The following is a 12449-nucleotide window of genomic DNA, read 5'->3' on the forward strand; positions in this document are numbered from 1 at the left end:
AGCAATAATTAAGCATCATCAAATATAATATAAACATATTTTTCTATTTATTTCTATTATTTTCTATAATATCCAATAAAAATACATATAAAGAAAATGTTAATTTTATGTCGAAATTATGTAATAAATGTAAATGTATAAAGAAAGGAAAACCACTCCCATGGTTTCCCCTTATCGAACCGTACGTGCCCTACTAAAGCATATGGCTCCTCTATATGTTTACCCTCGCTTGCCCGGATATCAGCAGTGTAGCTCAAACCACCCCTATAAGAAAAGCAGAGAACGGCTCTGTCGCAAACAATGCGAACAGAGCCGTTCTGCCTTAGCGGAATTTGGATAAATATCGGGATTGAAAATGTATGATTGCCCCTCCTCACCATAAGCTTCCAGCCAGCATGGTAAACCGGAGCAAGACAATCTCATCGCCATCCTCTATCTGTAGTGGAGAATTCAGTTTTGCAACCTCTTCTTCACGTATAAACACCTTAAATAATCCGTCTTCAAATGCAAGAAGTGCCGCATCAACGGCTTCAGATGGTTCTGGCACATTTTCGTTATAGACTGCATCCAAGCCCACCTTTCCCGTCTCACCACGTTCTTTAATATCAGCTTCGGTTAGGTAAGTAATCAGCAAAACATCCTGCTGCTTGTCCATCAGCTTCTGGACATTCACGGATACCATTTCCATAAGAAGCTCCTTTAACGTTTCTGGAAAAATGGTAAGCTCCATTTGGTGCCGATTTAGCGCATTCTTACGTTTTCCCAAGCTTTTGACGGTCACATATATTTTCATTAGGTCTCGTCCTTCCACAATCTGTTTTTTTATTTATGTTTTTATTCTTAGGAAAGGAATACATACCAATAATGTCATGAACTATACATGATATAACTAAAAATTCTTTACCATCTCAAGAGGAAAAAGTCACAATATCCTGTATAAGGAAAAGGAGAGCAATATTATTGGGTGATAAATGATATAGGACCCTCTTTCAAAAAATGCATGCAACTGTCTCTGTGACAGGGCATGCGTTTTTTTTGTAAAAACACTCAAATTGTAATCTTCTTAATTTTCTAGCCCTTATTAGTCATGTTCAATTTTCTAAATTTGGATATTATTTTGACGAAAAGAAATAATTCCCAACAAAAGGAGATGTGTGAATTGAAACGATTTTTTAGGTACATCCTCGTGATAGCAATGGTCATTAGCTCTTTTAGTACAAGTGCATGGGGACAAATAGCATTAGCAGATTCCAATAAGGATTCGCAGGCAAAAGCAATAAAAAAGGAGTGGACTGTAGGAATTTTGCTTTTTGACGATGTGGAGGTATTAGATTTTGCAGGTCCTTTTGAAGTTTTTGCTGTAACAGGGCAAGATACATCATTTAGTCCGTTCCATGTAAAAACGGTTTCGCAAGATGGAAAAATGATAGCTGCACGAAATGGATTGAAAGTTCAGCCTGATTACAGTTTTGAAAATGCCCCTGCTTTTGACATTCTTATTGTTCCAGGAGGACCTGGTAGTCGTAAGGAAATGTACAACAAAAATATGCTCAAATGGTTACAAGAGCGGATGAAAACCGTTGATATCATGGCTTCCGTATGTACGGGTGCATTAATTTTAGCGGAAGCAGAATTACTAAATGGAAAAACGGTTACAACACATTGGAATTCCTATGACCGCCTTGAAAAAGATTATCCCAATCTAAAGGTCAAGAGAGACGTGAAGTTTGTGGATGAAGGAAAAATTGTAACATCAGGTGGTATTTCTGCTGGTATTAACATGTCGTTCCATCTTGTCAAACGATTGTTAGGTAAAGAAACTGCCGAGCATACAGCGAAGCTTATGGAGTATGACATTGTAATCGAGTAAGTGGCTAGAAAGGTAACTACCGTTTACTCTTACAAAGGTGGGCAAAAAAATGGACGAAAATCAGTATTACTGGGAAATGGTCAAAAAAAATATTGGCGTATACTCCCAAGAAGAACAGGAACAACTCCGAAATGCTAAAGTAATTATCTTTGGTTTGGGCGGCGTTGGTGGTTATGAAGTCATTTTATGCGCACGTATGGGACTGGGACATATCACTGGAGTTGATCCTGACGAATTTGAAGTATCTAATATTAATCGCCAAATGCTGGCTACTTCTAGTGTGATAGGACAATCGAAGGCAGCCGTAGCTGAAAAAGTAGCAACAGATATACATCCATATATATCCTCAACATTTATCCAAGCAAGTGTGGACGAAGATAACGTAGAGGAGCTAATGAAAGGACATGACATAGTAATAGAAGCAGTAGACGATATGCCATCTCGTGTTATTATCCATCGAACTGCCCGTGAACTGGGCATCCCAAGTGTAGGTATGTCTGGTAGTCCTCCTACACGTGGGTTTGTATCTTCCTTCTTCCCTGACGGAATTCCATATGAAGAAGCGTTAAATATTCCAGGTATGGGGCAAAAATTAACGGATCAAAACTTGCGTCAGCAAGTTGCAGATATAAAAAAAGGCAGGGCCTGGCATTCTGTTGAACAAGGTGCCCCAAAAGAATGGGCTGAAGCCTTTTGCGAGGGGAAAGCTGGTTGGATTATTACACCAATGCGAGCCCATTTACTTTCTTTGTTCAGTTTTAATGAAGCGGTACAAATTCTGACTGGACGTGAACCTTTGGCACGTGCCCCAAAAGGAATCCTTATCAACACAGATTGTTTGACACCTGTACAAATCAAAGAAGCTCCCATTGGCGGATGGGATTATACAACATTATAAGGGGGACAGTATGATACACCAAAACGTGAATACGTCTGATTTATATAAAGAAAGCTTCAAACGAAATATCGGGGTTATTTCTACCTTTGAACAAGAGAAATTACGAAATGCCCGAGTTACAGTAGTAGGAGCTGGGGGTGTCGGCGGCATCACATTGCTTCAATTGGCACGCATGGGTGCTGGTAACATACACGTAATTGATCAGGATGTTTTTGAAGCTAGTAATCTAAATCGCCAAATGCTCAGTTTTGTTAGCCGAATTGGTTCTAACAAGGCAGAAACTGCGGCTGAGCTGTTAAAAGACATTAATCCATCCATAAATATTCGTGTCACACAAGATTTTGTAACAGAACAAAATGCTACTGACCTTCTAAAAGACACTGATGTGATAGTAGATGCTACCGATGATTTGGTTGCACGAGTCATCATTCATCGAGCTGCGGCTACATTAGGTATCCCTTCTATCTGGATTGCAGTGACTCCTCCATTCCGAGGAGGAGTTATGTCCCTTACTCCTGATTCTGTACCATATGAGATTGCGCTAGGCTATCCATCCTATCAGCAGGAATTGACAGAGAATTTGAAACATAGCATTCATTTAATGAAGGATGGAAGGGCTCTAAACTCCATTTCCCACGGTGCAGACGAAGAATGGGCACAAAACTACGTAAAAAAAGAAAGCCCTTGGGCGGTGCTGTCACCAATAGCAAATATAGTAGGAATCCTGGCAAGCTTTGAAGCGTTTAAGCTAATCGTCAAACGTTCATCACTACCGCCTATTTTAAGTCCTGAGCTTATCCGTGTAGATTTGGCAAACAGCGACATGGTACAAGTCATGAATCCGCAAAACGGGTCATGGAATTACTCAGAGCTATAGGTTTCTCATGTTATTCCTTCTGTTACCTTTCGCAAACGGAAAAGCTTCGGTAGACAATATCATGAAAGTCTTTAGCTCTCCTACAGGTATCGGAGCCATATGTGCCGGTTTCGTCATCTCTTACATCGGTGGTAAAGGTGTCAGTGTTCTACCTGATGCTCCCGTCCTTTTAATTGGTGTGCTGGTTGGTACGTTAATAGCCGTGCTTTTTGCAAAAGGTTTACCTGCTGGTTTGATTATTGCCGCAGGGATTATTGCACTCTTTTCTACCAAATAAAAGGAGATCGTAGCGTGAAAATCAAGTTCGTATCTAAAGCTTTAATAAGCCTGGCTTGCTTTACATTACTTACAGCCTGCACTAAGAGTCAGGAACCTGTAAAACAAACAGATTCAGCCACCGTTTTACAAGAAGAATTCAACGTGCCACAAGGCCAAGAACAACTATATCTCCTACATAAAAGCTTGAGCACAAAAAAAGAGTACACCTCAGATGAAGTCATTTTATTTTTGGAGCCATTCAGTGTACCGACCGCTAAAGCATTTGATGTCCCACAATATTCCTGGATGGAGGAATATGCAAGTAAAGGCTATGACACGTGGGCTATGGATTTTAGAGGATTCGGAAACTCGTCGCGTCCAAAAGAAATGTCAGCTCCCGCTTTAGACAACCCTCCTGTTATCCATGTAGACGATGCCACGCAGGATTTGGAAACGGTCGTCAAGTGGATTCAGACAAAGCGGAATGTAAGCAAAATTCATATCGTAGGCTGGTCTTATGGTGGTGTAGTCGCTGGTAACTATGCAATTAGTCACCCACAAGATATTAATAAGCTCGTACTCTATGGTTATATGCATGGTTTCACATTACCTATGATGACAAAACCTTTTGAAAATCCAAAAAAGGCGGGGCAATTTAACCCTAGTCTACCAGCCTATCAAGTAGTAGATTACGAGAAGGGCATGCATCATTGGCACATGATGATCGGAGACAAAAAAATCGTAGAAAATAATTCCATGACAGCAGTAAAGGGTGTGTTTCTATCTTCCGATCCGCAAAGTGATCAGAACAAAGGAGCTGTTCGACGTCCGTTCGGTCCATTGGAAGATTTGTTTTCAATTTGGAGTAACAAACCTTTATATGATGCATCAAAAATTTCCGTACCTACTCTCGTGATTTACGGTAAAGATGACCTGTTTGCAGACCAAGGTATGCTCAATAAGTTAACAGGTACACAGGAGAAAAAGGAAGTTGTCATTCCAGATGCAACACACTGGGCCATCTACGAAAAAAATCGGGACACATTAATGCAAGAGACACTGAAATTTTTGACAGATGAAGAAGGTGGCAAAAAATAATGGCACAGGTCACATTGTTGGATGCGACTCTTCGCGAGGGAGAGCAACAAGACGGTATCCGCTTAGCAAAAGAAGATAAAATCGCACTTTTACACATGCTAGAAAACTTCGGCGTAACGTTAATTGAGATCGGACATCCGGGAATTTCTCCTGAAGAAGAAAGCATTTGTAAAGAAGTAGCGGCAACAGCAGAACGAGCGGAGATTCTCATGCATGCTCGAGCAGACATAGAAGAAATTCGTTGTGCTTCTCGTGCCAAAGCTCATTGGGTTGGGATTTGGGCATCTGTAAATCCAATATCTCTACAAGCAAAATTTACCAATAAGTCCATCGAGGACGTGATGCAAAAGGTAAAATTTTCTATACAAGAAGCGAAAAGACTTGGTTTAAAAGTACGATTCACTATTGAAGATGCCTCACGCACAGATTGGAACGATATAGAGACGCTGGGGCTGTTTGCTTTAGAAGCAGGGGCTGATCGTATTAGCTTAGCTGATACAGTTGGCGTCTGGGAGCCTAAAGAATGTGCAAGAATGGTTCAGCTTGCGGTTGATAGATTTCCTTGTGAAATAGAGGTGCACCTTCATAATGATTTTGGATTGGCCATGGCAAACGCACTTGCTGCCATTGATGCCGGCGCAACTGTGATTGATACCTCTCTATGCGGGATTGGAGAACGAGCAGGCATCGTTGATTTACTTGCTTTTTCTACCGTGTTACATCAAAAGCGGAATATACATCAATTTAACTTGACACAAATCCCCCAGCTTGTTCGTATGCTCAGGTTAGCAACAGGTTATCAGATTGATAAACTGAAGCCTATCGTGGGTAAGAATGCTTTTACCCATGCATCAACATACCATATGAAAGCGGTTCAAAAGAATCCAGCTTCTTATGAGCCTATTCCTCCAGAAAAGCTAGGAAGAAACAGAGTGATAGTAAATAAGCCTACTTCACGAACAAAACCGAAACTATCTCACTTTCTACGTGTAGGTCAGCCTTTTATAAAAGGAGCATCTGAGCTGTTGTTTCACCGTGACGGTCCAGGTAACCGCTGGGTACAAATGGACCACCGCACAGACGAACGTGCATCTTTTTATGTAATAAAACGAGTATTTTCCCACCATGCATCTGACGATATTTCAAAATCCCATGTCGATACCCACTCACATCATTGTGACAGTGCTTTCATTTTCTGGGGAAACGAACCTGATGGATCAGGGTTGCAATGTGAAGTAGAAATAGAAGGAGAAGTGCAGCAAGTAGTAAGTCCAGCTTCTATTTTTATTCCAGCAGGCTTAGAGCATACGTATAAATATCTATCTGGCAGTGGTACTTATACGAACATTGTTTTGGCTCCAGAGTACAATGCTAGTTTGGACATCACAAAACCTTTAGAGGTGGCAAAATAACTCTATGACTAAAAACGCATGCAAACTGTCTTCTATGACAGAGCATGCGTTTTGTCGTGTTCCCTTTTTACATATACATTACTCCCTCGCCAGAGCAGAACGGACCACGCGTCCCATATACGGCAGGATAACAGACAGATGATTTTCCTCATCAAAGCAACGATAATCAACTTGTAACCCAGGAACATTACTGGTGGACAAGCGTTCATACATCTGCTTGGCATTCACGACCATGTCTTGCTCCTGACTGCCTACACCTATGAGCAGACTGGTTTGTAAAGACTCTACTGGCGATTCCTGTTCCGCCTCTGCAAAACGTTCCGCTAATGGAAAAAGAAATTTATTTTTCCACCAAAGAGACGGACTTCCAGCCGCATAGACCTGAAAAGCCGGACGTTTTGTAAACAAAGTATATAATACAAACAACCCGCCCAATGAATGGCCAAATAGCGTTTGGCGACTACGGTCAATTAGAATCTCTTGTTCGATCAAAGGCTTCAATTCTTCTTCAATAAATGCCAAAAATAAGTCTGCTCCACCAGTTGCTGGCCATTCAAAGCCGTCCTTGCGCTCAGGAAACTCGTCTTTGTCCGCATACACGGTGTAATCGTAAAACCGTCGATTTGTTTCAAACGGCTGATCGGTCTCATATCCAATGCCAACTACGACAGCCGGCTCCAGCATATGCGGACCGCGAGTATGTAGGCGAACCGTCTCAGCCATCGAACCAAAAGCTGCATTAGCATCCAGCATGTAAATAACCGGAAAACCAGTTGCGGGTGCAGGCATATCTGGCTTGCACACCATAATTCGGTATTTTGCACCACTATTGCTTGTTACTGTCCACTGCTCTGCCCCCGGAATGGCGAAGGCTGAACGATTATCTTTGTGTTTCATCGCCAAATTCCCCTCTCCTTAAGCTTCAATCGGACTTCGTGTTCTTTTGTCCAATTTTTCCCTAATTGATAATTATTATCACTATTGATCATAGCGAAGTAGCTCTCTTAGTACCATAGACAATATCCAGAACAATTATGGACGATTTACAGCTAGTAGCTGAGTTATATGATCCGAAATAAATAATAGTTGAGCTGATTGTTTTAAAGCATTTAGCATTTGTATGCATTCTTTATATTCAATACTATCGGGCTTATCAAAAAGCTTCAGCAAGAGAACGAACAGGTACCACTGTACTACCGTTCACATTTTGAATCGGAGCACTAGTCTTGATTTCCTTCCCATTTACCATTAACTTGATGTTTGATGAAGCATACCCTATACCTGATACGAGTATAGCTTTGTACTCTTCTCCTTTAAAAGCAACATTACGTACATCGTTTCTAAAGGATACGGAAAATTTTGTCGTATTGCAAATTCACTTCCCTACGCTAGAACAATTGTACACATCCAGAGCAGATTACATGTACAAAAAAGCTCCTTCCAAAACGAAGGAACTTCTTACTGCTTCTTCAAGCAATCGGTCGTCAGCTTTAATCAATTTCGAAAATCGTGATACTAGCGAAATCAATTCGGAGTAGTGTGCCAGCTGGTAATGGATTTGGTGCTGACAATACTAGCTGAATCCTATCCCCTCTATGAAAGAATTGTGGTAAAAGGGTGGAAGTTACATAAGTAGTATCAAGACTATTGGAGTTAAAGCTTGTTTGAGAAGGAATAATCGTTCCCCCATTCTGAAGTAACTCAAATGTTAGAAGAGGGTTAGGATTAGCAGGGGGAGGGGAGGCAATATTAGAGACCTGTAGGCTAAATTGAGTTAGATATATTCCGCTTTTTATAATAGTGATAGTGTCAGTTGCTGGATCAAAGATAATGCTGAATGCATTAGATGCACTATTCAAGTTGATGACGACAGGTACTATGTTAGTAGGACTAATGAACTGTGGAAGAAAATCATTTGTTACATAAATAATTTTTTCATCAGACTTACATTTGTGTCCAGACATACATTTACACCTCCTATCAAGCCCTCTATATATAGAATGACAAACGGAAATACATTGTGCTAGACAAATACCTATTTTCTTAAAATCGTTATTTATGAAGGACAAGCTGACAAAGATAAAAGTAGCTATGCGTGAGGTCGGCTATATCTGCTCTACTATTACGTATATAATTCCTCCCCTCCATCTCTAGCTTCTCCAACAATTGAAGCAAAAACTTCATGTCCATCTGCTGCGCATCAAGCATATATTGTTTTACTTCCTCTATATCTTGCTCGTTTATATTACTTGTTTCTTTTGCTCCTGACTCAGCTCTTTTTCTAAGGCAACCATACTGCACGATTATATAAACCTTTGTTCGCATGTTTAATCAGATATTCTTCTGAGCAAAGTGCTATAAATTGCTGAAACTGATTTGAAAAGTCTGTCATACGCACCTCTTTATTGAGATCAGATACGTTACTGAGGTGAGGTTTCCCCCACCCAGCAATGTATCGATTATTTTCCTGTAGCTCGCATGATATCGTAAATCGTCTCACTAAATAGGCGAGGTGAAATGTCGGTAATAGGTAAGGGTTGGCTCTTTTCATAGTAATAATAACGATCAAATTTGTTTTGATGAAAAGTCAAGCTATCTAAGCTGATGTCTTCCATTCCTTCATAATAAGAGATACTAGTACCACTGAATGTAAGTTCCGCAATCATATCGCCATACTCTTTGTAAAACTCATGGTACCAGCCTCCATCCTGCGCCATTCCTTTATACCAGCCGTACTTCTCCAAACTTTTTGGAAAGGCAGTTGGTGAATATTCTTCTTCAGAGAGGTCTGCAACTCTATTATTTTTTAGATGTTCTTCTGTTGGAAAGTAAAGCTGACGACTCAATTGGAGAAAAGGTTGCTTTATTTCATAATCCTCCAATTGTATTTTCCACGCTTCCAAATCTTCTTTACCAAGCTCGATCGGATGAACCAAACCAATGAGAGCATCTTCCTTACATTCAAACTCTTCCTCATCAACCGTATTAAAAGTACCATCGTCCATGTAACGGAAGGTAGCTTTTAGTTTTCCGTCCTCATACGCCCCAGATGAGCCCGATCGCAAATTTCTGCATCATCACATTTTCTACAAAGAGATTTTCCCAAGATGTCGTGCTCCACAATCTTTGTTTGCAGAGCGATTCTTCAAGGCGTAAGGATTGGATATTCACAAGGTTTTTTACATCTTTCTTCAGCTGGGTAAACTCCACTTTTGCTTGTTCAGCTAAAGTGGCATCATCCTTTTGAGCAGGAGAAGGTAGATTTTTAACTACTTTTCCCGTTTCATCATTGGTCACATGTAATTCACGATCATTATTCACTTTAACGGTAAACGTTCTCTGCCCATAGCTAAAGATACGCTTACCCCTTTGATCAAATCCCAATGTTGTGACTAACCGATCCTCTAATTCCTCAGGCGATATTTTTAAGTTTTGTGCCGCCATTGCTAAAGCTTCCATTGACGCCGCCTTCACTTGTCTATTTTTTACAGTCCGCTTCACTTGATCAATTGTAATAAATGCTGCCAGTTCTTGCATAAAGGAAAGAGCTTTGACTGCATCAGATGCAAGTGCACCACGTCCTGCTTCAGCCCACTCTTTTATCTTCTGGCTCAACACGTCGATGATTCTACGATCTCCAAGGGAGGTACAAACAAACATGACCCATTTTTCTTTAGCAGGTGCATTGTTATCGAGCCACATATTGAACAATTCCATCACGAAATCAGCTAATGATTTTGGATGAGCATACTCTTTTACCTTTAAAACATGAGGGTTAGGTGCTGTCGTAAAATCAACAGATTGCGTCAAAATGTACTCTTTTACTTCTGCATCCAGTTCCCCTCCCTCTAAATCTAGGAGAGTAGGAAGCTGCTCAATCATGAGCCATTTCAATCGTGCTAGCTTTCTTTTGTCTACCACGTTTCCAAATGTTGCATGAGATTTTTCCGGACTCTGTGTAGCAGCATCTATTAAACTTTGAAGTAACGCTTTGAACTTACTACTCGTCTCATTTGATAATAGGTCTTGATAGATGCTTTGATAGTTTTCCACACCACGTAGGGCATCTAATGCTAACTCCTTTAGTTTAGCTTTCTTCTGTGTCTGATAGATACGCAAATAGAGATCTTTGTTTTTTACATTTGTAAACTCTGCTTGAGCTATACTGCTTGCCTTTTTTGAGGTATCTTGTAACCCAAGCTGAATGGCTTGATAGTAGTAGTCTTGTTTTAATTCATTCTTTTTCTCAAAAATAATTTCTAGAATTGACGTTCTTGCATCTGAACCTAATTGTCCGTACAGTTGTAAGCTTTTTTCGATATTTCCCAAAACGATTTTTTGATAGGAATCCTCTGAAAGCTCGCTATAATAATCAACAGAACCTTTATAATTAAGAATATGAAGTAGAAAACGATTTATATCCACTTCAGGATCATCTGCATACGTAGCTATCCATTTCTCAGGATCAAAGGCAGATGAGGAAAATAGCATATAAATGAGGGACATGTTTTCTTGTTGGGTCCCATAATGGCTCAGAAAGACGACAAATCGTTGAATGATCGGATGTTCCACAGGAAGGAACGTAAACAAAAATAGCTGATCTTTTATATCATAGGAATTAAATTTATTATTCGATGAAGATTGCTGCGTAAATTCGTACAATATTTCTTGTAAAGACAGCTTTCCGGTAAGGTATCGATAGAGCTTATGAGTTTTGTTATTTTCCTGTAAGGAAGCAATCGCAATATCTTCTAACGTTATATTTTGATCAGACATATTAACACCGTGGTCTTGCAGTGTTTTGAATATGTAGCCCTTGATCAACCAATCAGAAACAAGCACCATCGCTCTTTTAGCTCTCTGTGTATCAACAAGCAATCTCTCTTCTACCACCTGCCACGAAATTTGATAACCGCGCAATTCTTTGATTGCACAAACAATCAAATCATACGGCTCTGTCATAGGCACGATTCCTTTGAGCATTTCGTTCAGATCGGCTTCTTGCTCACGATGTAGGTAAGATAAGGAATTAATTACATCCAGAGGGATCATTTCATAGAGCGAACTCATCGCACGTAATAGTTCCTGATCTAATTCATCCTGTTGTTGTAAGAAATTTGCTTTGCTTCCACGTATATTTACTCTGTAGAGAAGAGCCGATGTAACCAACGTAGCATATAAATTAAACTCAGAGCGGCTGAGTGTTTTTCCTGTTTGTTGTTCAGGACTATAATTGAACTGATTTTGGATAACCTCTATCTTCTGCTTGCGGATTTGTTTATCTAAGTAACTAGTAGAAGTACAATCTCGTTTCGCCAAGGTAACGGTAGATAAAGCTTCAATAGCAGTCGAAATCTCCTGTTTTAGCCCCTCCACATTTTCGGTAATCAGGTAATACATATAGGATTGAACTTGGTCTTTGATTTGCTCAAGATAACTGTTATCAGCAAAAGACAGATAGCTGAGAGTCAGCAGTAACGGAACAGCATGCTCTGTTACGGAATAAGAGTTCAAACTCGATATGTAATTATTAATAAGGGTATCGACATAAAAAGAAATAGCCGTATCCCCTATATATTTCTTCGTATCACAAAGTTGGCGGATAACCAGCTGTTTTTGTGCCTCTACATCTTTTATTTCTTGCGTAAGTCTGATCGTTTTAACAAAATGACCAATACAAATACTCAAAACGTTACTTCTATGGTTTTCATTTGAACTCGTTTTAAAAAGAATAGCTGCCGCTCTAAAAAAAGTTTCGTCTGTTCCCCTTTTCCCCATTTTTTCTAGCTGAGATATGCAATCATAAGCAAATACTTTTTGATGGACAAGAATACTTGGAAACATGTCCTTCTCACCAGACACATAAGCAATAATCTGATTATACTGATTGGAGTCAATGGAATCGTTTTGAGGATTTTGTCTAGAATAGTGTCCAGAATAATCCTTAACAAATTTATCAGCAAATTGAGTGATTAAAGGATTACTTGCACTGTTTTTTAAAACCATTGGAATTCCTCCTCATATGCTTTCTCTCTA

General features: G+C 39.9%; 10 protein-coding genes and 1 pseudogene. 6 read left to right on the forward strand and 5 right to left on the reverse strand.

All coding sequences use genetic code 11. The features are described from left to right. Positions 1-373 precede the first annotated feature (373 nt). Positions 374-793: a hypothetical protein gene (locus EEL30_25855; GenBank protein ID QDX95401.1), complete on the reverse strand. Its 420-nt coding sequence runs from the start codon at positions 791-793 to the stop codon at positions 374-376. Between the two features lie 483 nt (positions 794-1276). Between EEL30_25855 and EEL30_25860 the strand changes: the two genes are divergently transcribed. From EEL30_25860 to EEL30_25885, 6 genes are read left to right on the forward strand one after another with little or no spacing between them, the layout of a single operon-like run. Further along, positions 1277-1870 (forward strand): DJ-1/PfpI family protein, encoded by a 594-nt coding sequence (locus EEL30_25860; GenBank protein QDX95893.1) that lies wholly within the window; start codon positions 1277-1279, stop codon positions 1868-1870. A gap of 49 nt (positions 1871-1919) precedes the next feature. Next, positions 1920-2768 carry a molybdopterin biosynthesis protein MoeB gene (locus EEL30_25865; protein QDX95402.1) on the forward strand — a complete coding sequence of 283 codons (849 nt, stop codon included), beginning with the start codon at positions 1920-1922 and terminating at the stop codon, positions 2766-2768. 10 nt (positions 2769-2778) lie between these two features. Continuing rightward, positions 2779-3645, forward strand: coding sequence for a ThiF family adenylyltransferase (locus EEL30_25870; GenBank protein ID QDX95403.1), 867 nt, complete (start codon positions 2779-2781; stop codon positions 3643-3645). A 7-nt stretch (positions 3646-3652) separates the two neighbouring features. Further along, positions 3653-3922 (forward strand): DUF441 family protein, encoded by a 270-nt coding sequence (locus EEL30_25875; GenBank protein QDX95404.1) that lies wholly within the window; start codon positions 3653-3655, stop codon positions 3920-3922. A gap of 14 nt (positions 3923-3936) precedes the next feature. Next, positions 3937-5001: an alpha/beta fold hydrolase gene (locus EEL30_25880; protein QDX95405.1), complete on the forward strand. Its 1065-nt coding sequence runs from the start codon at positions 3937-3939 to the stop codon at positions 4999-5001. Then, the gene (locus EEL30_25885) at positions 4998-6413 is read left to right on the forward strand and encodes a 2-isopropylmalate synthase (protein QDX95406.1); all 1416 of its coding nucleotides are present in this window, start codon (positions 4998-5000) and stop codon (positions 6411-6413) included. Before EEL30_25880 ends, EEL30_25885 begins: the two co-directional genes overlap by 4 nt. Before the next feature lie 78 nt (positions 6414-6491). On the opposite strand, the gene EEL30_25890 is transcribed toward EEL30_25885, so the two are convergent. The 4 genes and pseudogenes from EEL30_25890 to EEL30_25905 form a co-directional block, all read right to left on the reverse strand. Further along, positions 6492-7310, reverse strand: a complete 819-nt coding sequence (locus tag EEL30_25890) for an alpha/beta hydrolase (protein QDX95407.1) — start codon at positions 7308-7310, stop codon at positions 6492-6494. 256 nt (positions 7311-7566) lie between these two features. Then, positions 7567-7788 (reverse strand): hypothetical protein, encoded by a 222-nt coding sequence (locus tag EEL30_25895; GenBank protein QDX95408.1) that lies wholly within the window; start codon positions 7786-7788, stop codon positions 7567-7569. A gap of 115 nt (positions 7789-7903) precedes the next feature. Continuing rightward, positions 7904-8377: a hypothetical protein gene (locus tag EEL30_25900; GenBank protein ID QDX95409.1), complete on the reverse strand. Its 474-nt coding sequence runs from the start codon at positions 8375-8377 to the stop codon at positions 7904-7906. A 495-nt stretch (positions 8378-8872) separates the two neighbouring features. Then, positions 8873-12419 (reverse strand): annotated as a pseudogene (locus tag EEL30_25905) (DUF4132 domain-containing protein). Positions 12420-12449 lie beyond the last annotated feature (30 nt).

The sequence above is a fragment of the Brevibacillus laterosporus genome (assembly GCA_007833815.1).
Lineage (GTDB): Bacteria > Bacillota > Bacilli > Brevibacillales > Brevibacillaceae > Brevibacillus_B > Brevibacillus_B laterosporus_D.